The organism is Bordetella ansorpii (assembly GCF_900078315.1).
Lineage (GTDB): Bacteria > Pseudomonadota > Gammaproteobacteria > Burkholderiales > Burkholderiaceae_B > Bordetella > Bordetella ansorpii.
Genome location: NZ_FKBS01000029.1, coordinates 913451 through 937599, shown reverse-complemented (window position 1 = coordinate 937599; position 24149 = coordinate 913451). Strand labels below are relative to the sequence as shown.

General features: G+C 68.2%; 13 protein-coding genes and 2 tRNA genes. 9 read left to right on the top strand and 6 right to left on the bottom strand.

The genetic code is table 11. From position 1 onward, the window contains the following. Positions 1-144 precede the first annotated feature (144 nt). The 3 genes from A7W11_RS26000 (at position 145) to A7W11_RS25990 (ending at position 1764) form a co-directional block, all read left to right on the top strand. Positions 145-462, top strand: a complete 318-nt coding sequence (locus A7W11_RS26000; RefSeq protein WP_218188633.1) for an ArsR/SmtB family transcription factor — start codon at positions 145-147, stop codon at positions 460-462. Between the two features lie 61 nt (positions 463-523). Further along, positions 524-1636 carry an alkene reductase gene (locus A7W11_RS25995; protein ID WP_066421009.1) on the top strand — a complete coding sequence of 371 codons (1113 nt, stop codon included), beginning with the start codon at positions 524-526 and terminating at the stop codon, positions 1634-1636. A 51-nt stretch (positions 1637-1687) separates the two neighbouring features. Beyond that, positions 1688-1764: transfer RNA gene (locus tag A7W11_RS25990), tRNA-Arg, on the top strand. A 91-nt stretch (positions 1765-1855) separates the two neighbouring features. On the opposite strand, the gene A7W11_RS25985 is transcribed toward A7W11_RS25990, so the two are convergent. The 4 genes from A7W11_RS25985 to A7W11_RS25975 form a co-directional block, all read right to left on the bottom strand. Beyond that, positions 1856-2284, bottom strand: a complete 429-nt coding sequence (locus A7W11_RS25985) for a VOC family protein (RefSeq protein ID WP_066421007.1) — start codon at positions 2282-2284, stop codon at positions 1856-1858. An 89-nt stretch (positions 2285-2373) separates the two neighbouring features. Further along, positions 2374-2523, bottom strand: coding sequence for a hypothetical protein (locus A7W11_RS28210; RefSeq protein WP_156523236.1), 150 nt, complete (start codon positions 2521-2523; stop codon positions 2374-2376). A gap of 272 nt (positions 2524-2795) precedes the next feature. After that, positions 2796-3659 (bottom strand): DMP19 family protein, encoded by an 864-nt coding sequence (locus A7W11_RS25980; RefSeq protein ID WP_066421005.1) that lies wholly within the window; start codon positions 3657-3659, stop codon positions 2796-2798. A 76-nt stretch (positions 3660-3735) separates the two neighbouring features. Then, positions 3736-4539 carry an AraC family transcriptional regulator gene (locus A7W11_RS25975; RefSeq protein WP_066421003.1) on the bottom strand — a complete coding sequence of 268 codons (804 nt, stop codon included), beginning with the start codon at positions 4537-4539 and terminating at the stop codon, positions 3736-3738. Between the two features lie 186 nt (positions 4540-4725). Between A7W11_RS25975 and A7W11_RS25970 the strand changes: the two genes are divergently transcribed. Continuing rightward, entirely contained in the window at positions 4726-5976 is a 1251-nt protein-coding gene (locus tag A7W11_RS25970; RefSeq protein WP_066421001.1) for an MFS transporter, read from the top strand. Positions 5977-5991: 15 nt separating this feature from the next. On the opposite strand, the gene A7W11_RS25965 is transcribed toward A7W11_RS25970, so the two are convergent. Then, positions 5992-7146 (bottom strand): aminotransferase class V-fold PLP-dependent enzyme, encoded by a 1155-nt coding sequence (locus tag A7W11_RS25965; protein WP_066420999.1) that lies wholly within the window; start codon positions 7144-7146, stop codon positions 5992-5994. 26 nt (positions 7147-7172) lie between these two features. Further along, entirely contained in the window at positions 7173-8147 is a 975-nt protein-coding gene (locus A7W11_RS25960; RefSeq protein ID WP_066420992.1) for a Bug family tripartite tricarboxylate transporter substrate binding protein, read from the bottom strand. A gap of 239 nt (positions 8148-8386) precedes the next feature. Between A7W11_RS25960 and A7W11_RS25955 the strand changes: the two genes are divergently transcribed. The 5 genes from A7W11_RS25955 to A7W11_RS25935 all read left to right on the top strand — a co-directional run bounded on the left by A7W11_RS25955 (position 8387) and on the right by A7W11_RS25935 (position 24119). Beyond that, positions 8387-9091, top strand: a complete 705-nt coding sequence (locus tag A7W11_RS25955; RefSeq protein ID WP_066420991.1) for an STN domain-containing protein — start codon at positions 8387-8389, stop codon at positions 9089-9091. Further along, on the top strand, positions 9088-9603 hold the full coding sequence (locus A7W11_RS25950; RefSeq protein WP_066420990.1) for an RNA polymerase sigma factor: 516 nt from the start codon (positions 9088-9090) through the stop codon (positions 9601-9603). The genes A7W11_RS25955 and A7W11_RS25950 overlap by 4 nt, the downstream gene beginning before the upstream one ends. Positions 9604-9700: 97 nt before the next feature. Beyond that, entirely contained in the window at positions 9701-10678 is a 978-nt protein-coding gene (locus A7W11_RS25945; RefSeq protein WP_066420988.1) for a FecR family protein, read from the top strand. A gap of 183 nt (positions 10679-10861) precedes the next feature. Further along, positions 10862-23932 (top strand): filamentous haemagglutinin family protein, encoded by a 13071-nt coding sequence (locus A7W11_RS25940; protein ID WP_412778756.1) that lies wholly within the window; start codon positions 10862-10864, stop codon positions 23930-23932. 110 nt (positions 23933-24042) lie between these two features. After that, positions 24043-24119: transfer RNA gene (locus A7W11_RS25935), tRNA-Arg, on the top strand. The last annotated feature ends 30 nt before the right edge of the window (positions 24120-24149 follow it).

Below are 24149 nucleotides of genomic sequence, written 5' to 3'. Positions count from 1 at the left end.
GATGGCAAGGAATTCTCTTGTGTAGTCATCGACGACAATTTCGTACTAATCAAGGGGAGCAGGTCACTGCTCACATGGGACATCCCTCGCCCTTGCATATCGAATCCTAACGATATAAGATTCGCAAAATCCCAATACACCGATATGTCACCCTCCACCCCTCCCACCATCGACCCCGACAGCATCCTCAAGGCCCTCGCTCATCCCGTGCGCCGGGAGATGTTGAACTGGCTGAAGGACCCCGCCCACCACTTCGCCGATCAACAGCATCCGCTGGATTTCGGCGTCTGCGCCGGCATGTTCGAACGCTGCGGTCTTTCCCAATCCACCGTCTCCACCCACCTGGCCGTCCTCCAACGCGCCGGCCTGGTCAAGACCCGGCGGGTAGGGCAGTGGGTGTTCTTCCGGCGCGACGAGGACGTCATCGCGGCGTTTCTCGCCCAGTTGGGCCGGGATATCTGATCTCTCTCCTCCCGACGCGGACCCCCGCCCGCGTCATCCTCATCTCCCGAAGAGGTATGCAATGCCCACGCTATTCGAACCGACGACCGCTGGCGACCTGAAACTGGCCAACCGCATCGTCATGGCTCCCTTGACGCGCAACCGTTCGCCGCGCGCCGTGCCCAAGCCCATCACCGCCACCTACTACGAGCAGCGCGCCACCGCCGGCCTGCTGATCACCGAAGCCACCGCCATCTCGCACCAGGGCCAGGGCTACGCCGACGTGCCCGGCCTGTACTCGGACGAGCAACTCGCGGGCTGGAAGCGTGTGACCGACGCCGTGCACAAGGCTGGCGGCAAGATCGTCGTGCAGATGTGGCACGTGGGCCGCATCTCGCACACCACGCTGCAGCCCAACGGCGGCGCGCCCGTGGCCCCGTCGGCCATCCGCGCCAACGCCAAGACCTACATCATCAATGCCGATGGCACCGGCGCCATGGTCGACGTGTCCGAGCCGCGCGCGCTGGACATCGATGAACTGCCCGGCATCGTCGAGGACTACCGCCGTGCCGCCCGCGCCGCCATCGACGCCGGTTTCGACGGCGTCGAGCTGCACTCGGCCAACGGCTATCTGCTGGACCAGTTCCTGCGCTCGGGCAGCAACACGCGCACCGATGCCTACGGCGGCTCGATCGAGAACCGCGCCCGCCTGATGGTCGAAGTGATGGACGCCATCACCGCCGAGATCGGCGCGCGCCGCGTCGGCATCCGCATCTCGCCGGTCACGCCGGCCAACGATGCCAGCGACGACCAGCCGCAACCGCTGTTCACCTACGTGGTGCAGAAGCTGGCCAAGTACGACCTGTCGTATGTGCACGTGATCGAAGGCGCCACCGGTGGTCCGCGAAATCACCAGCAGGGCAGCGCCCCGTTCGACTACGTCGCGCTGAAGACGGCCTACCGCGCCGCCGGCGGCAAGGGCGCGTGGATGACCAACAACGGCTACGACCGCGAACTGGCTGACCAGAAAGTCGAAAGCGGCGAAGCCGACCTGGTGGCCTTTGGCCGCCCGTTCATCTCGAATCCGGACCTGGTGCGTCGCCTGAAAGAGAATGCCCCCTGGAACGAGGGAGACCGCAGCACGTACTACGGCGGCGGCGAGCACGGTTATACCGACTATCCAACCCTGCCCTGAGGGGCCAGGCTTGCGCACGTTTTTAAAAGTGTGCTATAGTTTCACCTCTCAGCGCCCGTAGCTCAGCTGGATAGAGTACTTGGCTACGAACCAAGGGGTCAGGAGTTCGAATCTCTTCGGGCGCGCCAGATTAGCAGTACGCAGTAATAGAAACGGTCTGAAGGTTTTCCTTCAGGCCGTTTTTGTATTGTGTCCCTGCAGAAACAATCTGCGAAGCAATCAGAACGTCACTCTCACCGACGCCGCGCTGCGCGTCGCCGGCCCGTGGAACACGATCTCGATGTTGTTCCCATCCGGATCCAGCACGAATGCGCCGTAGTAGGCCGGGTGGTATTCCCGCAGGCCAGGCGTGCCGTTATCCGTTCCGCCATTGGCCAGCGCCGCGTCATACGCCGCCCGCACCATCGCTTCATCCTTGGCCTGAAAGGCCAGATGGCAGCGCCCGGTAAGTTTGCCTTGAGAGGCCGGGCTGTCCACGCTGGACACCACCAGCTCGTCGGCCCAGAAGAATCCTTCGCCGCTGCCGCCCAGCGGCACGTGCAGCGTATCCAGCACCGCCTGGTAGAACCGTTGGCTGGCGGGCAGGTCGCGGACCACCAGTTGCAGATGATCGATCAGGCGACCGCGGTGCAGTTCATTGATTTCCATGTCTTGCCTCCAGGGTGTTCAGCTTTTATTCAGATAAGAATCCAAGCGTACCGCAGGGCAAGGCACAACAGGATGGCAGTTCGGCCGCGTCAGCCGAAGAGCCAGTTCAGGCCGGTGCCCGTGACGATCAGCGCGGCGGCGATGCCCAGCAGCCACAGGAAGGTCTGGCCGTTCTCGTTATCCGGCTGGACGTCCGTGACGGTGTACTCGGACGCGTCCTTGTTGTTGGTCTCGTTCATGTTCCCGCCTCCTTTGATGCAGTTCGTAAAACTGCGAACAGATCAAGGAAAACACCCCTATCCTGGGGCGTCAACACGGGAAAACGGTGCCTGAGTCAAGCTTTGTGATTTTCGCGGAAATGCGGGTTTTCGCTGCGATCTGGCAGCAAATGCTTACAAATGACAGAAAACCGGCGGATGATTCATGCATTCGTCATGCTGCAGTGCAAGAAACAGATTTGCCTGATTCTCCGAGATCCTGGGCCGCGCGGTGGCGGTCCGGGCTGTCATGTTCAGCCAGAAACGTCCAACTCGGCCACCTGCTTGCGTGTCTGAGCGTTGAACATCACGACGTTGCTCTCGCCCTGCGCCATGCAGTGCAGGCCGGCATCGGTGATGAAGAACCAGACGATCGGGCCGACGGGCTCGTCGTCTTCGCGATCGCGCAACTGCTTGCCGTCGTAGACGGTGTTGATGTCGCCCGCCGTGACGCGTTCCAGCGTCTGCCCGGCCTGTTCGCACAGCGCGCGGATCTGCTTGATGTACAGCGGTTCGCTCTCCTTGGCGGCCTGCTCGCGCGCCTGACGGTCCGGCACCGCGGCGGCGCGGCGGTCCAGTTCCTGCTGCAATTCGTCCAGCGGCAGGGCGCGCAGGTCGGGATGTTGCCGCAGCCAGACGGCGTTCAGGGCGATCAGGTCTTCCTGCTGCGACAGCTCGTACGACGGCGTACCCACTTCGTCCAGGCGGTCACGCACCTCGTCCTCGCCGAAATACTGGCCGCTCAGGTAGGCCGCAAAGGCCTCGCCGCCAAGCTCTGCGATAACCGCCGCGCCCGCGTCGAACAACGCCAGGTGGCCGGCCGCGCCCATGCCCTGCAGGCCCTCGCGCACCATGTCGACCACCTCGTCGCTCCAGCGCGAGTTGAAGACGAACTGCGAGAAACCGCCGTTCTCGAGCTGCGCATAGTAGTAATCGACGTAGTAGCTGGTCAGCGCCGCGCGGCTGACTTCATGCGTCATCAGGTGCGCCTCGAACAAGGCGTTGAGGAACGCGATGTTCGATTCGATGATGTCGTAGGTGTCTTCGCTGTCGAACGCGTTGCGGGACACGAGGATCGCGTCTCGCGGCGACAGGATTTCGCTTGCCGGACTTGTCATGGAGAAGCCTCCCTTCAACGACAGAGGGGACTATATCAAAGCGTTTTTGCGGGCCCGCAGGGCCGGCCAGGCCTCCTTACAGGATGTGTTCGGAGCGCACCTGCTGCGGCGTCGTGCCCAGCGCCCGCCGGAACATGGCGCTGAAGGCGCTGGGGCTGCTGTAGCCCAGCTCGGCCGCCACCCGGGCCACCGGCTGCCCCAGGGCCAGCCGGTGCAGCGCATCGGACAGCCGCACCTGTTGCACCCACTGGCGGTAGTTCAGGCCCAGCTCGGCCTGGAACAGGCGGATCAGCGTGCGCCCGCTGGCGCCGACCTCGCCGCCCCAGTCCTCCAGGCGGCGGTCCAGGCCGGGCTGGTCGAGGAGGGCGCGGCAGATGGCCTGCAGGCGGCGGTCCTGCGGCCAGGGGATCTGGATGGGAACGACGGGCGCGCTGCGCAATTCGGTCAGCAACAGCGTGGCGATCTGGCCGGCGCGGCCTTCGGGGGCGTAGGCGATGGGTTCGCCCGTCAAGGCCAGGATCAGTTCGCGCAACAGGGGCGGCACCTCGATCACCTGGCAGCGGTCCCACAGCGAGACATCGGCCTGCACGTACAGCGTGCGCATCGACACCGAGGTGAGCATTTCCACCGCATGGCGCACGCCAGCGGGCACCCACAGCGCGCGCAGCGGCGGCAGGGTCCACAGGCCGCCGGGCGCGGTGACGCGCATGGCGCCCGACACGGCATAGATCAGTTGCGCGCGGCGGTGCGTGTGCGGGCCGGTCTGGTCGCTGGAGACATACTCCTTGGCCATGGCCGTGACGATCTGCGGCAGGTCCTGGTAGTCGTCGGCGCTGCGGCTGCGTGCCTGGTCGATGGGAGCGGAAGAAGGTCGGCGCATGGGTGGGCCTGGCCATATTGGGCCAGGCGTCCTGGAGCAGTAGGAATGGCACGCGCCATGTGGCAGCGCGGCAAGGGATGTCATTTTAGCGACGAAACTTGGCATTCCCGTGTGATTCAGCCTTCCTACACTGTCGGTTTTCCTCCGCGACAGTGGATTTTTCACCCACCTCGACCCCGTAACGCTATGACCACCCCGCAAGCCTCCGTCGCCGCGTCGGCGCCGTCCACCACCTCGTTCAAGGTGCTGGGCGCGATCAGCGTGGCGCACATGATGAACGACATGATCCAGTCCATTCTGCTGGCGATCTATCCGATGCTGAAGGACTCGTTCCAGCTCAGCTTCGCCGAGATCGGGCTGATTACGCTGGCCTATCAGATCGCTGCGTCGTTGCTGCAGCCGTGCATCGGGCTATACACGGACAAGCGGCCCACCACGTATTCGCTGCCGGTGGGCATGGGCTTCACGCTGGTGGGGCTGCTGATGCTGGCCTATGCGCCGTCGCTGCCGTATCTGCTGGTGGCCGCGGTGCTGGTGGGCACGGGCTCGTCGGTGTTCCACCCCGAGTCGTCGCGCGTGGCGCGCATGGCCTCGGGCGGCCGGCATGGGCTGGCGCAGTCCTTGTTCCAGGTGGGCGGCAACGTGGGCTCGGCGATGGGCCCGCTGCTGGCGGCGCTGTTCATCATTCCGCACGGGCAGGGCAGCGTGGCGTGGTTCTCGCTGGCGGCGCTGTTCGGCATCGTGGTGCTGATCGGCATCGGCCGCTGGTACGGCGCGAACCGCGCGCTGCTCAAGCCGAAGGCACGCGTGGCGCGGCCGGGCGGCGAACTGAGCCGCAACCGCGTGCTGGGCGCGCTGGCGGTGCTGGGCGTGCTGATCTTCTCGAAGTACTTCTACCTGGCCAGCCTGAACAGCTATTTCACGTTCTACCTGATCGACAAGTTCGACCTGTCGGTGCGCTCTGCGCAGCTATATCTGTTCCTGTTCCTGGCCGCCGTGGCGGTGGGCACGGTGGCGGGCGGCCCGATCGGCGACCGCATCGGCCGCAAGATCGTGATCTGGGTGTCGATCCTGGGCGTGACGCCGTTCACGCTGATGCTGCCGCACGCCAATCTGTTCTGGACGGGCGTGCTGGTGGTCATCATCGGCCTGATCCTGGCCTCGGCCTTCTCGGCCATCGTGGTCTATGCGCAGGAGCTGGTGCCGGGCAAGGTCGGCATGATCGCCGGGCTGTTCTTCGGCTTCGCGTTCGGCATGGGCGGGCTGGGCGCCGCGGCGCTGGGCCATCTGGCCGACGTGACCAGCATCCGCTATGTGTACGAGGTGTGCGCGTACCTGCCGTTCCTGGGCGTGGTGGCGATTCTGCTGCCGGATACCGAAGGCCGCAAGGCGCCGCCCAAGAAGGATGGAATGCCGGCGCAGATGGGCGCGCGTTGATGCGGAACAGGCGTTCTAGTGTGTGTCGCGCAGCCGCGCCAGCAACGCGTCCAGCTCGTCTTCTGTGTTGTAGAAATGCGGCGCCACGCGCACGCAGCCTTCGCGCGCCGAGGTGACGATGCCGGCGTCCAACAGGTATTGCCGGCATCGCGCGGCGTCGCCATCGGGCGGGATGAACGAGACGATGCCTGCGCGAAATGCGCCGCGGTCCTTGCCGCCGCGCAGACGATGGCCTTGGCGTAGCAAGCCCTCGGCAAGATACGCCGTCAGATCAAGCAGTCTGGCCGCCGCGCCCTGCGCACGCGCTGCGCGCAGCAACTTCAGGCTCGCGGCCGCGCCCGCGATCAGGTGAAAGGGCAGGATGCCCGTTTCGAGCCGCGCCGCGCCCGGCAGCGGATCCAGCTCGAAATCGGCATAGGCTTCGCGCGGCACCACGCTGCGCGGCCCCGCGCCCGGCAGGGCCAGTTGGTCCCGCAGGTTGTCGGCCAGGTACAGCCAGCCCACGCCTTGCGGGCCCAGCAGCCACTTGTAGCTGTGCGTGGCCAGCGCATCGATGGGCAGGCCGGCCACGTTCACGTCCAGCGCGCCCACGGCCTGGATGCCGTCCACCACGAACAGGATGCCGCGCTGCCGGCACGCTTCGCCCAACTGCACGACATCCAGCACGCAGCCGCTGCTGAACTGCACCCATGATGCGCACACCAGCCGCGTGCGTGGCGTGCAGGCGGCAAGCAGTTGTTGCGCATCGACCCGGCCGTCGTCGCAGGGTACGCGGTGCACGCGCACCCCATGCCGCTGCAAGGTCATCCAGGGCAGCACGGCCGAGGGGAAGTCGATGGCCGGCACGACGATCTCGTCGCCTTCGCGCCAGTCCAACCCCGAGGCCAGCAGGCTCAGACCGCCCGAGGTATTGGGCGTGTACGCGACCTGATCGGCCCGTGCCCCGATGTAGGCCGCGAACTCGGCGCGGGTGGTCTCGGCCAGCTCGTGCAGCAGGGGATGCTCCAGCGAGCCGCGGCGCGACTGCGCCGCCAGCCGCGCCGTGATGGTCTCCAGGCTGCGCGCGGGCAGGGGGCCCATGCTGGCGTGGTCCAGGTAGATCAGTTCCTGCGTGACGGGAAACTCGGCCCGCCAGCGGACCGGATCATAGGCAGTGGACGCGGGATCCATGGGTGCGGGGTTCCTATGCGAAGGGTTCAGTCGGCACGCATGTGCCCCTTGCTGACGACCTCGCCCAGGCGCTTGCGCTCGTCCTGGGCGAAGGCGGTGAAGTCGGCGCGCGAGCCGCCGCCCGGTTCGATGCTGCTCTGGGCCAGCGCGTCCTGCACTTCCTTGGTTTTCAGGGCATCGTCCACCGCGCGGGCCATCTTGTCCAGCACCGCGTCCGGCGTGCCCGTCGGCGCATACAGGCCGGCCCAGTGGCCGATGCGCACCTGTGGAAAACCTTGTTCCGCGGTGGTCGGGATGTCGGGGGCGGACACCAGGCGCTTGTTCCAGGTGGTGGCCAGGGCCTTCAGCTTGCCGCTTTTCACCAATGGCAGCGTGACGATGCTGGCTTCGGACGTCAGGTCGGTCTGGTTGCCGATGACGGCGGTCACGCCTTCGGAACCGCTTTTGTACGAGATGGCTTCGATGGGCAGGCCGGTGTTCTGCTTCAGCATCTCGCTGACGAAATGCGGCGTGCTGCCGGGGCCGGCGGTGGAGAAGGTCAGGCGGTCCACCTTCTTGCTCTTGGCGTTCTCCACCAGGCTTTTCAGATCGTGGGCCGCGTTGTGCGGGTTGGCCACGATGACCGACGGCGTGACGGACAGCAGCACCACCGGGGTCAGTTCCTCGTCTTTATAGGGCTGGTCGGAACGGATCAGGCTGTTGGTGACGGTGCCGTTGCTGCCCACCAGATAGGTGTAGCCGTCGGGCGCGGAACGCGCGACGTGGGCCGAGCCGACCACGCCGCCCGCGCCGGGGCGGTTTTCCACGATGACGGATTGCTTCAGTTGCGCGCCCACGGCCTTGGCGATGATGCGCGCCACCAGGTCGTTGGCGCCGCCCGCCGTGAACGGCGCCACGAAGGTGATGGGCTGGCTGGGCCAGTCGGCCGCCTGGGCCGGGGCGGACGTGCAGGTGGCGGCGGTCAGCAGGATGGTGGCCGCGGTCTTGTATGCGAATGGCATCGCAACACTCCTTTGATCGTCGGCGCCCGGATGTGGCCTTGTTCTTCGGCCTTGGCCCGGGCGCGCGGTTTGGCGATCCCCGCCTGTATGGTAGCGCCATGCACACACGCGTCATGTCTGTGTAACTTTTCGGTCATGACGCGTCCGTACCATGCGGTCTCCTCCCCGGTCGCCGTCCGTGGTCCGCATTCCGCTTCGCGTCTTTCCATGAACCGAATGTCCGCCTTGCTCCTGCCGTCATGCGTGTGCTGCGCGTGCGCATGGCTGCGCTGATCGCCGTGGCCGGGATGGGCGCTGCGTGCCTGGCTCCGCCCTCCGCATGCGCATCCCAGGCGCTGGCGGAAGTCCCCGCGCGGCCTGATCCGGTTTCGTCGGACACGCAGGCTTTCGACCTGCCCGCCGCGCCGCTGCATGAGACCTTGCAGCGTTTCGGCCTGCTGACCGGCCTGTCCGTCCTGTACGAGGCCGGCCTGGTCGCGCAGCGCCGATCCGCGCCGGTGCGGGGCAGCATGAGCGCCGACACGGCGTTGCGCCGCCTCCTGGCGGGGTCGGGCGTGCGTGTGGGCTATGCCACGGGCCAGGTGTACACCCTGTTGCCCGAGCCTGCCGCCAGCAAGCCGAAACCAGATCCGGTGCTGACGGACGCCGACCGGCAACGCTATTACGCCCGCCTGCAAGGCCATGTGCTGCGCGCGCTGTGCGCCGATCCGCTGCTGCACACCGGCAGCTATCGTGTGGCGCTGCGTTTCCGTATCGATGGCCGGCCGGCCATCGACCGCCTGCTGGTCGCCGCCACCACGCGGCCCGAGATGGAGCCGCGCATTGCCGCCGCCCTGGCAGGCCTGCCGGTGCTGGCGCCGCCGCCAGGCCTGGCCCAGCCCATCACCATGCTGCTGGCGTCGGGCGCCGGGGGCACGCAGCGCGCCTGCGCAGGCACGCCATGAGCGGCAAGGGCCTGGCGCAACTGCGCGACCTGTTCGCGCAACGCTACGACACCCTGCGCACCCGCGTGGCGCGCCGGCTGGGCAATGCCGGCGACATGGCGGGCGATGCCCTGCATGAGGCCTACGTCCGGCTGGCCGAGAAGGGTGATCTGGACGAGGTGCGCCATCCGCAGAGCTATCTGCTGAACACCGCCGTGCACGTCGCCATCGACCGGTTGCGGGGCGAATCGCGCGTGCTCAGCGAAAGCGAGATCGAGGATTTCCTGGACGTGCCCGACGACACGCCCGGGCCGGCCGAGACCGCCGAGGCGCGCGGCGAGATGCAGAACGTCTTCACCGCCCTGGAGGCCTTGCCGCCGCGCCAGCGCGATATCTTCCTGTCCGCGCGCGTGCACGAGGTGTCGCGCGAGGAACTGGCCAAGCGTTGGGGCATCTCGGTGCGCCAGGTCGGCCGCGAGCTCCAGGCCGCCCACGAGTTCTGCCTGCAGGCGCTCCAGGGGCGGGACGATTGATGGAAAAATTTGCAAGCATTGGTGTCGGCAAGCCATTTTCATGGCCGATCCGCAAGGTGCCAATCGTCTATCCGTATAAGCCGAGCCGTAAGCCCGCATGAACACCGAACCCGTCCATCCCGATCCGAGTACGCCGGACTGGGCCGCCCTGCAGCGGCAGGCCCATGCCTGGGTGCGCGAGTTCGCCACGGGCAAGCCCACGGTGGCGGACATGGCGCGGGTGAAGCAATGGCGCGGACTAAGCGCCGAGCACGAGCGCGCCTGGACGCAGGCCTGCCGCGACTGGAAGGCGCTGGGCGCCCATGCCGAAGCCTTCGCCGAGCAGCGCCCCGAACTGGCCCGGCCACGGCCCCGGCGCATCGACCGGCGCGTCTTCCTGGGCGCCGCGGCGTCGGCCTTCGGCACGCTGGCCGTGGTCGGCGTGGTGCGTCCGCCGCTGGGCCTGTGGCCCTCGTGGCGGGAATGGCAGTCGGACTACCGCACGGCCACCGGCGAGCAGCGCCAGTTCACGCTGGCCCACGACATCCGCCTGAACCTGAATACGCAGACCAGCGTGGCCCTGCGCGGGCAGGGCGACCAGCCGGTGTTCGAGCTGGTCTCGGGCGAGGCGGCCGTCTCGGCGGCGGGCGCGGCCTGCGAGGTGCTGGCCGGCCAGGGCCGCGTGCTGCTGACGCGCGGCGAGGTCGAGGTGCGCCGCCTGCCGGGCGACCAGGTGCGGGTGCGCTGCACCGAAGGCAGTACGGAAGTCTGGCATCCGACGCGCCGCATCACGCTGGTGGCGGGGCAGCAGGTGACCTACGACCCGAACAGCATGGACGACCGTGTGCGGCCCGCGCCACCGGTGTCGGCCTGGCGGCAGGGCATGGTGGCCTTCGACGACCAGCCGCTGTCCGACGTGGTGGACGAGATCAACCGCTATCGGCCGGGCCGGGTGGTGCTGATGAATGACGCCCTGGCGCGCCGCCGCCTGAGCGCGCGGGTCAGCGTGCAGGCGCTGGACGAGGTGGTCGAGCACATCGAGCGCCTGTACGGGGCCAGCGTGCGGCGCGTGGGCGATCTGGTCATCCTGAGCTGATCGGGCGTGGCCGGCTCGGACGGATGGGTGGGCCGTCTTATGCGCGTTGTCAAAAAAAATTCATCTTTCGGGATGGCCGATCCGCGAGGCCCCAGACGACTAGGACAACAGTAGGGCGCCCGGCCGCATCGGCGGCAAGAGGGGCCCGCCTCTGTCCAAGCTCAGGATTCCCGTCTCATGTCCATGCCTGCCCCGACTTCGATTGCTTTGTCCCGCGTGTCCTTGCCCGGAAGCGGCGAGTCCCGCCCACGCCTGACGCCCCTGGCATCGGCCCTGGCCGTCCTGCTGATGGCAGGCGGCCTGGCCGGCACCGCGCAGGCGGCCGGCGGCGCCTGGTTCGCGCAGTCGGGGGCCGGCAAGACCCATGCGGCGTCGGGCGTCAGCCGTGCTCAGCAAGGGCTGCCGTCGTCGCGCAGCACGGCCGAGCAGCAGGCGCAATCGCGCCAGCAGTTGCAGCGTTCGCTGGACAACGTGAACCGCACGGTGTCGGCCATCGCGGCGCAGCAGGCCGCCCAGGCGGCGGCGCGTGACGCGGCGTCGGATGTGCCGGACGGCCTGGTCAAGGGCGGCCTGTGGGACAAGGATGCCGCGGGCAATGCGCTGGCCTGGAGCGGCGCGGAGCGCGCCCAGCAGACCGGCAACACGGTCAACATCAAGCAGACGGCCAGCCGCGCCATCCTGAACTGGGACACCTTCAACGTGGGCCGCAACACCACGGTGCAGTTCCAGCAGCAATCGACCGATGCGGTGCTGAACCGCGTGGTGGGCGCCGACGCCAAGCCCAGCCAGATCCAGGGCGCCATCAAGGCCGATGGCACCGTGATGGTGGTGAACCGGAACGGCGTGGTGTTCGGGCCGAACAGCCAGGTGGATACGCGCAATCTGGTGGCGGCGGCGGCCAGCATCACCGACGATCAATTCCTCAGTGGCGGCCTGTACCGCGACAGCGGCCCCACGTTCACCGATGCGCTGGGCGCGATCCGCGTGGAGCGCGGCGCGGCGATCGGTACGGCCACGCCATCCTCGGCCACGGACGGGGGCGGTTATGTGCTGCTGCTGGGGGCTGAAGTGGCCAACGCAGGCGCCATCACGACGCCCAAGGGGCAGACGGTGCTGGCCGCGGGCGACCACTTCACGATTCGCCGGGGGCAGAGCACGGACGGCAATGCCGCGTCCACCACGCGCGGCAATGAGGTGACGCCGGTCTTCGTGGCGGACAGCCTGGCGGGCGCCGTCGAGAACAGTGGCCTGATCACGGCGGCCACGGGCGACGTCACGCTGGCGGGCCGCAACGTGACGCAGCGCGGCGCGCTGCTGTCCAGCACCTCGGTGGATGCGCGCGGCACGATACACCTGAAGGCCGCGGGCGCGGGTGCCTCGGTCACGCTGGCCGAAGGCGCGACCTCGGCCATCCTGATCGACGCGAATGGCGGCGCCGCGCTGGACAGCCAGCGCGCGGGCCTGCTCGCGCCCGCGGTGGCGACTTTCAATAGCGATGCCTATGCCGCTGGCGACGACATCCGCTACCAGCCGCGCGTGGAAGTGACCAGCGCCGGCACGGTCGAGTTCCAGAACGATTCCATGACGCTGGCCACGGGCGGCCAGATCGTGGTGTCGGCCGCGCAGCGCACGCTGGTGCGCGACGGCGCCAGGCTCGACGTGGCGGGCGCCTTGGGCGTGCAGGTGGCGATGGCCTCGAACACCATTTCGGTCAACATCCAGGGCAATGAACAGCGCGACGCCTCGGTCAACCGGGATGGCGCCAAGCTGAACAACAGCGACGTGTGGGTCGACGTGCGTGACCTGGTGTTCGTGCCGGCCGGCACGGGCGGTTATGCGTCGGATCGTTGGTACACGGCGGGCGGCCTGCTGGAGGTGGGCGGCTACCTGGGCACGCGCAACCGCACGGTTGGAGAGTGGCTGGCGCCGGGCGGCACGGTACGCTTCGGCGGCGATGGCGACCTGGTCACGCAATCGGGTTCGCAGATCAACCTGTCGGGCGGCACGCTGGACGTGCAGAGCGGCTACGTGAACCTGTCCTGGCTGCGCGGCACCGACAACCGCCTGTACGAAGTGTCGCGCGCGCCGGGCGATCTGCTGTACCAGGGCATGTACCTGGGCTACGAGGACACGCACGAGCGCTGGGGGCACACCACGTATTACCGCAGCCCGCTGATCGCGCCGGAGCGCCGCTACGAGCAGGGCTACACCGTGGGCCGCGACGCGGGCACGCTGGTGGTCGACGTGGCCCATGCGGTGCTGGAAGGCGAACTGGTCGGCGATACGTATCAGGGCCCGCGCCAGGACCAGGCCGCGCAGATCGACGTGGACGGCTTCCTGCAGGTGCAGCGCGCGGTGGCGCGCGGTGCGCAACTGGTGGTGGGGTCGTACGAAGCGTACTACCTGAAGAACAGCGGTCGCCTGCAATATGCGCTGGGCGCGGGCGATATTCAGAACGTGGTGTTGGGCGGCAACGCATCGGCCATCGCCGACGCGCTGGACCTGACTGCCGCCTTGCCCCAGGAGCGCCAGAACCAGGTCTATCTGGACACGGGGTTGTTGAACCGCTTCAAGCTGGGAGCGATCCGCATCGGCGCGGCCGATGGCATCCAGGTCGATGGCGCGCTGGAAGCGGCGCTTGGCGGCGAGATCGTGCTGTATGGCAATACGGTCACGGTCAATGCCGACCTGACGGCCCGCGCCGGCACGATCCGCGTGGGCAATGTGCTGAAGCAGATCGGCGAGAACAGCATCGTCGAAGATCGTGCCGTGACCGCCGGCGTCGCGCCGGGCACGGTCACCATCGGCCAGGACGTCATGCTGGACGCCAGCGGCCTGTGGGGCAACCTGCGCCTGGCTCGGCAGGAGGGTCGGGCCGCCTTGCCGTATCTGAACGGCGGCACGGTGGCGGTGCGAGGCATGGGCGATGTGACCCTGTCCGCGGGCAGCGTGGTGGATGTGTCCTCGGGCGGGGCCATCCTGGCCAACGGCAAGCTGCGAGGGGGCAAGGGCGGCAACGTCAGCCTGATGGCGGACACGGGCGGACTGGGCGATGCCGGCGGCCTGCTTACCCTCGATGGCTGGATCCGCGGTTACGGCGTGTCGGGCGGCGGCACGCTGCAACTGGAGTCCGGCTCGTCCATCGCCATCGGCGGCGAATTGCTGCAAACCGCGGGCGTGTTGGGGGCGGGGGAAGCCGCGCCGGTGGATCTGGTCACGTTGCAGGACATCACCCTGCAAGCGGGAACGGTGCTGCCCATCGATACGGCGTTCACCGTGGACGTGGTGCTGCCGGGTGTCGCCATGCCCGCAGCCAGTCTGCGAGCTTCGGTCGCGGAACCCCTGGTGCTGGCGGCGGACTGGCAGCCGCCGCGTCCCGGCAGCTCGGGAGGCAATTACGGCTTTTTCCTGGCCAATGGCGGCTCCGTCAGCGTGCAGGTCACGGGCGATATTCCGGTCATTCCCGCGGGAACGGCCATCACAGGCTTTTTCGGCAGCATCGGCCAGGGCATGCAGTCCTACGTGCCGTCCGCCGACGTCTTCCCCAACGGCATTCCCATCCAGGCCTCGCCGGTGGTGTATCGAGCGGGCGCGGTGGCGCCGCAGGCCGTCACCTACGCATCCGGTACGCGCCTGCCGGCGGGCGTGCAGCTTGGCCAGGCGGTTCAGGTGCAGTCGCCGATGGCGTTGGATTCGACTGTCTTGCAGACCGGCTTCGCCGCCTATGACATCAATGGCCATCTGGGCGTGGGCGTGGCCCGTGGGGCCCGGGTCGCCGCGGTGATGCCTGTCTATCGGCCCACGGCGGGCGCGCAACTGGCTGGCAGCGCGGCCCAGGCGCTGGAGGTCTGGACGCCGCCGGTCTATCTCGAGGATCCTGCCGCGGGCGTGTTGACGCAGCGCCAGGGCGCCGACCTGACGCTGCGTGCCGAGCGCTTGAGGGTAGGCGGCGGCCTGTCTGTCGGCCAGGGGGCCGTGCTCGGCGTGGATCCGGGCGCAACGCTGTCCTTGCTGGGCGGCACGGGCACCAGCGTGAACATCGAGGGCACGCTGCAGGCGTGGGGCGGCACGATCCGCATCGGCATCGATGAATTGCCGCTGGGGCCCGACACCCTGTCGGCGTGGCACCAGCGCGCCATCCATGTGGGCGGCAATGCCGTGATCGACGTGGCCGCGCGTGCACAGGTGCGGCAGGACGTGCAGGGCAACTGGTACGGCGTCGTGCCCGATGGCGGCAGCATCCAGATCGGTGGTGAGCAGGACTGGGCGGACACCGGCGAGGCGCAGGCCCCGCAAGTGGCCATCGTGGTGGACCGCGGCGCGTTGCTGGATGCGTCGGGAGCATCCGGCGCGCTGACGATGTCGGGCAATACCGCAGTGGCGGCCAGTGCGGGCGGATCCATTGTGCTGAAGTCCGCATACAGCCTGTACCTGGATGGCACGATGCGCGCGGCGTCGGGCGGCGCGCAGGCCGAAGGGGGCGTGCTGGCGGTGGCGTTGGAAACGCCCCTGCTGGCAAACCTGCCGGCGGCCGAGAACCGCATCCGCACGCCGCGCGAGTTCATCCTGTCGCAAGCCTACCGCGACAGCTCGCCGGGCGATGAGCCATTGCGGTATGGGGTGGCCAGCCTCAGTGTGGACCAGGTGCGGGCGGGCGGCTTCGACAGTCTGTCGTTGCTGGCCGATGGCATCCTGTCCTTCGACGGCGATGTGGCGCTGGATATGCGCCGCAGCCTTGAACTCTATGCGGGCGCCTATGCGCTGTCCGACTCGGCGTCCGATGCGTCGCGCATCGCGCTGTCCGCGCCGTACGTGCGCCTGGCCGCGCCTACGCGTGCAGCCGGCGCCACGGGCAGCAACAACGAGATACTGCCCACGGTCACGGCCAAGGCGGGCGACCCGACGCGACTGAGCGCCGCCGTCATGTCCATCTCGGCCGACATGATCGATGTGCGCGATCGCGTTGCCTTCGGCGTCAGCGGGACGCTGAGGCAAGCCGGTCCCGACCTGCTGGTGGACCGGCGCGGCTTCGAGCGCGTGGACATCTCGAGCCGGGGCGACCTGCGCCTGTTGGGCGGATCGTCCCTTAACGGCCTGGGCGGCGACTTCACGACCGAGCTGGCCTCGGCGGGCGACCTCTTCCTCACCGCCGCGCAGATCTATCCGGCCACCGGCGTCGTCGCGCGGATCCGCGCGGGAGGCGCGTTGTCGATCGCCCGGGCCGAAGGCGCCACGCCGGACGTGCCCTGGTCCGTCCTGGGCAGGCTGACCCTGTCGGCCGACGAGATCCTGCAAGGCGGCATCGTGCGCGCCCCGATGGGCTCGCTGACGATCGGCGTGCAAAGCACGAAGCGTATCGAGCTGCTGCCGGGCAGCATCGCCTCGGTCAGCGGCGCGGGCCTGCTGATGCCTTATGGCGGCACGGTGGACGGGCAGAGCTATCTGTACGCGGGCAACGAGGTCCGGGAGGCGCTGGACACCAGAAAGGGCGAAGGCGCGCTGGGCATCTCGCTGATGGCGGGCAGCATCGTGGGTGATGCCGGCTCCACATTGGACGTGTCGGGCGGCGGCACGCTGACCGGCGCCGGTTTCGTGACCGGCCGTGGCGGGTCGGTGGACGTGCTGAGCACGCCGCTGGCCAGCGTGAGTCCGGCCTATGCCTATAGCGATGCGGGCAATGCGGTGTATGCCATCGTCCCCACCGCCACGGCGCGCTATGCACCCCTGGCCGCCGAGGCGGGCGCCGGAGATCCCGCGATCGGGCAGCAGATCACGCTGGCGCAGGGCGTTCCTGGCCTGCCCGCCGGCACCTACACCTTGCTGCCGTCCACCTACGCATTGCTGCCCGGCGCGTTCCGCGTCGAACTGGGTGGCGCGGCGCTTGGCTCATCTCGCCAGGTCGCGCTGCGCGACGGCTCTTACGCGGCATCGGGCACGCTGGGCTATGCCGCCACGGATATCAAGGCCGGCATTCCCACGCAAGTGCTGCTGACGCCCGCCGATACGGTGCGCAAGCTGGCCACCTACAACGAAACCGGCCTGAACAGCTACCTGCGCGAGGCCAGTACGCGCCTGGGCGGCCTGCGGGGCTGGGTCAGCGACGACGCCACCACGCTCACGTTGAACTACACCCAGGTCATCCGCCAGGAGGGCCTGCCCATGCTGGCGTTCGACGGCATCGCGAGATTCGCCGCCGTGGCCAATACCGATGGCCGCAGCGGCACGCTGGCCGTGGCGGGCTCCAAGATCGACATCTATGGCGGCAGCATCGAGCCGGCCTATGTCGATGAGGGAACCGAAACCTCCGTCCCGAAGACGGCCGTGATCGCCGCCGATGCCCTCAATGCTTTCCATGCTCCGCGCCTGATGGTCGGCGGTACGCTGGCCATGAACAGCGGCGACACCTATGCAGAGATTTCCGGAACCGGTGCGGTGCGCCTGCGCAGCGGCGCGACGCTTGCCGGCACGGAAGTCTTCGTCGTGGGCAATGCGATCACCGTCGAGCAGGGGGCGGTCATCGACACGCGGGGCCGCGGCCTGCCCGACTACGACAGCGACAGCGGCGTCACCTACGCCACCGACGGCAGCAACCCGACCTCGGTCCTGGTGGTCTCCAATGGCCGGATCAATGTGCTTGCGCCCGCCAGCAGCGGCAACACGGTGACCATCGGCAATTGCCTGGACACCTCCTGCACCGGCGCCACGGCCTTCTACACCGATGGCACGCTGGCCCTGGCCACCGGCGGCAGCCTGGCGCTGGCCGACAGCGTGCGCTATGGCGCCAAGCACCTGGTGCTGTCGGCATCGTCGATCAACCTGGGCGGCACGCAGGCCCTGGCGGATGCGGCCGCCGCGGGCGCCTTGCCCTCTGGCCTGACGATGAACCAGTCCGTGCTGGACCGCCTTCTGGCGGGCAATGCGGGCGAGAACATCGCGGCCTTGCAGTCGCTGACGCTGAACGCGCGCGAATCGGTCAATGTGTACGGCGCCCTGTCGCTGGACACGACGTCCGCCTCGGGTTCGCTGGGCAGCCTGATGCTGGGCACGCCGGCCATCTATGGCTACGGGCAGGCGGGCGACGTCGCGTCCATCCGTACCGGGGAGTTCATCTGGGCGGGGGCCGTGGCCTCGCGCGTCAACGCGGTGGACTTGCCCGCGTACACCGGCGCGGCCATGGCCGACCGCCTGGGCACGGGTACGCTGGATATCTTCGCGCAACGTATCGTGCTGGGCGATCTTCCCACCAGCCGGCCCGACGACACCCTGCAGGCCGAGCGCATCTCGCTGGGATTTTCTGCACTGAACCTGAACGCCAGCGAGCGGTTCTCGGTGGGTGGAAACGGCGTGCTGCAGGTGTTCCGGCAGCAGGGCGAGTACGTGGCCGGGCAAGGCTATACCCGCACGGGCGGTGCGCTGAACATCGTCACGCCGCTGCTCACGGGCCAGTCGGGGGCGGTGGGTGCGATTACCGCAGGCGGCAGCATTGCGCTGTCGCGCAGCGGCGGCATGGCGGCTGCGCAAGCGGTGAGCGACCTGGGCGCGCGCCTGTCGCTGACCGGGCAGTCCGTTTCCATGGACACCACGGTGGCGTTGCCGTCGGGCCGGCTGACCGTGTCCGCCGAGGGCGGCGTGTCGCTGGGCAGCCAGTCGCTCATCGACATGGCAGGCCGCGAAACCGTCCTGATCGATGTGTCGCAATACAGCTGGGGCGGCGACGTGACGCTGACCAGCACCAACGGCGCGGTGACGCAGGCGGCGGGTTCGCTCATCGATCTGCACGCCATCAATAACCGTGCCGGCACGTTGGCGGTGACCGCACTGGGCGACGGCGGGCAGGTGTCGCTGGATGGCGACTTCCTGGGCGCGGCTTCGGGGCAGTACGCCACGGGCGGCAGCGTGGTGCCGTACGCCAATGGCCAGATCACGGTGCGCGCCAATACGCTGGCCGACTTCACGGGTCTGAATACGCGACTGAATGCCGCGCAGATGACCGGCGCGCGCAGTTTCCAGATCCGCCAGGGCGACCTGGTGGTGGGCGACGAGGTGCGGGCGTCGGAGGTCTCGATCAGCGTCGACAACGGCAGCCTGACCGTGAACGGCCGCATCGACGCCAGCGGCTGGGAGGTCGGCAGCATCCGCCTGGCGGCGGGCCGCGACCTGGTCGTCAACGGCACGCTGGACGCGCATGGCACGGGTCTGCGCGTGGACAGCTACGGCAAGATCATCGACAGCCCCAACCGCGCCATCGTCGACCTGACCAGCCGCGACGGCACGCTGACGCTGGCCACGGGTGCGGCCATCGACCTGCGCGCGGGCACCGGGGTGGACGTCGGCGCCGGGGCTGGCCTGAACGACGGTGTGGCGCGTGGCACGCTGGACCTGAACGTGCGGCGCGTGGGCACGAACGACGCGGCCATCCAGGTGGGCACGCCTTCGATCCAGGGCGCGTCGCTGATCGCCGTGAACGCCTTCCGCACCTATGGCGATGCGGATATGACGCAGGCCACCGCGCCGGATGTTTCCGGCACGCGGCCGTACCTGATCGACCAGGCGTTTTTCGACACCAAGGCGGACCGGGACAACACGGACTACATGAACGCCGCGCTGGCCAACACCGCGTTGGCCTCCCGGTTGTCTGGCCTGGGCAGCTATCACCTGCGCCCTGGCGTGGAAGTCAGCGTCAGCGGCAACCTGACGCTGACGGGCGACCTCGACCTGTCGAACTATCGTTACGGCCCCGATGCCAACCGCACCAACGCCGCGCTGCGCGGCTATGGCGAGCCGGGCGTGCTGGTGCTGCGCGCCGGTGGCGACCTGACGCTGAATGGCAGCATCAACGATGGCTTCGCGCCGCCGTCCAGCGCGGACAACGTGCGAGCCGACGACGGCTGGATCCTGACGCAGGGAAACATCGTGGATAACGTGCCCGAGCCGACCGTATTCGGCAACGGGGTCGTCGTTCCCATCGACGGCGTGCAACTCGAGACGGGCACGATTTTCCCTGAGGGAAGCACGTTGAACTACGACTTGCCCGCGCAGGGCGCCGAGCTGCCCAACGGCACCGTGCTGCCCGTGGACATGACGCTGGCGGGTGCGATGACCTTGCCGGCGGGCACGGTGCTGGCCGGCACGATCTACGCCGCCAATGGTTCGGTGGCCTATCCCGCGGGCACCGTGTTGTCGCAGTCCCTCACGCTGTCTTCCGGCATGAAGGTGGGCGCTGGCACCACGGTGCGCGGATTGACGGAATTTGCCCCGTTCACCTGGCCTCGCAATGTTCCCCTGCCGGTCGCGTTGAAGGCCGATGGCCGGCTGACGCTGGCGCGCGGATCGCTGATTCCGTCGATGACGCGCTTGCTGCTGCCCGATGGCGAGCCCATCAATCTGCGTCCGGATGCGGGCGAGCATCAGGGGGCGAACTGGGCCGTGGCGCCGATGCTGGGCGCGGGCGCCAGCAGTTGGGATCTGCGCCTGGCCGCCGGGGCGGATCTCGAGGCCGCCGACACGCGCGCCACGAGGCCTGGCAAGGGCGCGCTGGTGCTGGGGGATGCCCACGTCATGTCCGTGAAGGCAGGCGGCGGCACCGGCCTGGTCTGGGGGCCGGACGGTGCCGCGTGGTGGGGCTTCGAACTGGGTTCGCCGGTCCCCCAGGAATTGCTCGACGCGGGCTGGTGCGATGGCAGTGATGCCCTCTGCGTGGTCGATCCCGCTCGTATCTCGTACGTCTACGGGCCAGCGGGGCCGGAGCAGGGCGGCGTGCCGGGCGAGCCCGTGGATCAATGGTTGATCGACGCCGAGTACTGCTCCTGGTATGTCGATCTGTGCGTGGAAAAGATCAATCCCGTCAAACTCGTCCTCACCCCCATGTCGCCCCTGTTCAGCGTGGTGCGCACCGGCGCCGCCGACCTGGATCTGGTGGCGGGCGGCGACATCCGCATGGAGTCGGCGTTCGGGGTCTATACGGCGGGCCGGCCGTCCGCGGCGCTGACCAATGCCGCGGGCGAGAATCCCTATAACCTGGCGCGGGCGGCCCAGGCCGCAGGGCAGAACAGCAGTCAGTACCAGGGGACGCTGGACGCCTGGCAGGCCTGGTATCCGGAACAGGGCGGCAACCTGATGGTGCAGGCCGGTGGCGATCTGGTCGGCGACATCTGGGGCAACACCTCCCAGAAGAACACGCACAGCGCCAGCTCGGCCGTGGGCAACTGGCTGTGGCGCCAAGGCACGGGCAGCACGGAAGGGGTGGAGGACATCGCGACGGCGTGGTGGATCAACTTCGGCGCCTATGCGCGGCCGCGCGCGGCGACGAACAACGACTTGCCGGTCGTGGTCGGTTTCACTGGCCTGGGCACGCTGGGCGGTGGCGATGTCTCGATCTCCGTGGAAGGCGATGCCGGCATGCTGACCCGACGCGGCGACGACCGGGGTGAGACGCAGCCGCGCAGCCAGGGTCTGGTGGTGGCGGTGGGTTCCACAGGCCGCGTGACGGACGATGGCCAACTGGTGCTGACAGGCGGTGGAGATCTGTCGCTGCGTATCGCAGGCAGCCTCAATCCGGCGCTCGCGGCGGCGCAGCTCAACGAGTACAACAACACGCAGAACAGCGATCTGAACGGCGTGATCACCAACCTGCGCGGCCTGACCGCGGTACAGGCTGGCGCCGTGGGCGGCGTGCAACTGGCTTATCGCTCAGGCGTCAATGTCTCGTTGGGCAATGCCGCCGACTTCATGGAGACGCGTACTGTAGACCCCTACGTGGCCACGCTTGCCAACAGCCAGGCCGGTATCACGCTGATTCCGGGCGACTCGGCCATGCATGTGGATACGCTGGGTGACCTCGTGCTGAACACGGCGGCCGATGCCGGGCGGGTCTCCACAGCCAATCTGTCGTCGCTGCAGGTCAATGGCACGTCTTACGCCACCGGCCAATCCTGGTTCTCGTTGTGGACGCCGAACACGGCGCTGCATCTGTTTGCCGCCGGGGGCAACATGACGCCGAACGCGTCGCCCACGGACATCCGCACGACCGTCGAGGGCACCAACCTGAATCGTGCCGATGGCGTGATCGTCTATCCGTCGATTCTCGAGGCCACTGCCGCCACGGGCAGCGTCTACCTGGGCTATTCGACCACGAGCACCATCAACCGGGCCAGCGCGCTGCCCGGTCTGCTGCTGGCGCCGTCGTCACAGGGCTCGCTGTCGCTGCTGGCGGGCGGCTCCATCTACGCCGGCGGCTATAGCCTGGGCCGTTCCGGCGCGGATACGGCGCTGCCCACGCCCCTCGATCCTGCCTTCGCGGTGTTCGCGGGCAGTGACGTGGTCACCAATGCCAGCCTGCAAGGGCCGCTTGAAAACAGCGGCATGCCGCTACGCGCCGCGCAGGATGCGATGCCCCTGTTCGCCTTCGGCGCCGATACCGCGGGCGAGGTGAACGTCAACGGCGGCGTCACGCGTGTGTATGCCCGCGATGGCGACATCATCGGCTTGAATGTGGGAACGGTGAAGACCTACGCCGCGACCACGGGCCGCGTGCCGCTGACCTGGTACCGCTCGGCAGGCGTGCTGTCCATGCAGGCTGGCCGCGACATCGTGCAATCCAACGTCGTCGCGATCAACGGCGACGCCACCGATGTGGCGCGCGTCGCGGCGGGCCGGGACCTGATCTACAGCACGCTGACGGTGGCGGGCCCTGGCTTGCTGGAAGTCAGCGCGGGGCGCCACGTCCTGATGCAGGACAAGGCTTCGATCACCAGCCTGGGGCCCGTTGTGGCGGGGGATACGCGACCGGGGGCCGGCATCACGGTGCTGGCGGGCATGGGGACGAACGGGCCGGACTACGCGGGTTTCATCGACCGCTACATTGATCCCGCCAACCAGGCCGTCACCGGTGTCGCACTGGCCGACCAGCCGGGCAAGGTGGTGACGTACTACGGTGGCGAGCTGACGCTGGCGCAGTGGCTGGCGCGCGAGTTCGGCTACGACGAAGCGCGCGACGGCGATGCGCAGGCCTATCTGCGCATGCAGCAGGCCGTGGCGGACGCGCGCTACCAGCAGGCCACGGCGTCGGGTGAATCCGCCAGCCGCCGCGACCTGTCTCGCGAATACACCCAGGAAGGCCAGTCTCATCTGGTGAACTGGCTGCAGACCCGCTTCGGCACGGCCAACGGCGAGGGTGTGGTTTTCGACGCCGCCACGATGGATGCCCGTGCCTTCTTCGACGCCCTGCCGGCCGCGCAACGCAACGTATACGCACGCCAGGTCTACTTCGCCGAACTGAAGGCGGGCGGACGCGAGTACAACGATGCCGATGGCGTGCGCTACGGCAGCTACCTGCGCGGCCGCAACGCCATCGCGGCGCTGTTCCCCGAACAGGCGGCATCCGGCGATGCCGTGCGCTACGACGGCGACATCATCATGTATGGCGGCTCGGGCGTGCACACGGCCTTCGGTGGCGATATCCAGATGCTGACCCCGGGCGGCCGGCAGGTGCTGGGCATCGAAGGCGTATCCCCGCCGTCCACGGCCGGCGTGGTCACGCAAGGGCAGGGCGACATCCAGCTGTACTCGCTGGGCAGCATCCTGCTGGGTCAGAGCCGCATCATGACGACCTTCGGCGGCAGTATTCAAGCCTGGTCGGCCACGGGCGACATCAACGCGGGCCGGGGCTCCAAGACCACGGTGGTCTATACGCCGCCCAAGCGCGTGTACGACGACGCGGGCAACGTGACGCTGTCGGTGGACGTGCCCAGCACGGGCGCCGGCATCGCCACGCTGGCGCCGATTCCGGATGTGCCGCCGGGCGATGTGGATCTCATCGCGCCGCTGGGCACCATCGATGCGGGCGAGGCAGGCATCCGCGTGTCGGGCAACGTCAACATCGCGGCCTTGACGGTGGTGAACGCGGCCAACATCCAGGTACAGGGCGAGTCCAAGGGCATCCCGGTGACGGCGGTGGTGAACACCGGCGCATTGTCCAATGCCAGCGCGGCCGCCACCAGTGCGGCCTCGGCCGCCCAGGATGCCGTGGCGCGCACGCGTGCCGCGGCGCAGCAGGCGCTGCCGTCCATCATCAGCGTGCAGGTGCTGGGCTTCGGCGACGGGTCGGCGGCAGGCGGTAGTGCGCCTGCGGGGCAACGTCGGGAGCCCGTGTCGTCCCGGCAGAGCGGGGCGCTGCAGGTGGTGGGGGCGGGCGAACTGAGCCCCGCTCAACTGGCGCGCCTGTCGCCTGCCGAGCGGGAGCGCCTGGGGTTGTAAATGGGGACGAGGAAGAGACGAATGCAGCGCATGCCGGACTATTTTTTCCGTAGCATGACGAATCATTGGACAAACCAAAAAACGCTGCTATAATTTCGCCTCTTCACAAAGCGCCCGTAGCTCAGCTGGATAGAGTACTTGGCTACGAACCAAGGGGTCAGGAGTTCGAATCTCTTCGGGCGCGCCAGAATTTCAGTTGTATATCAGTACCTTGAGC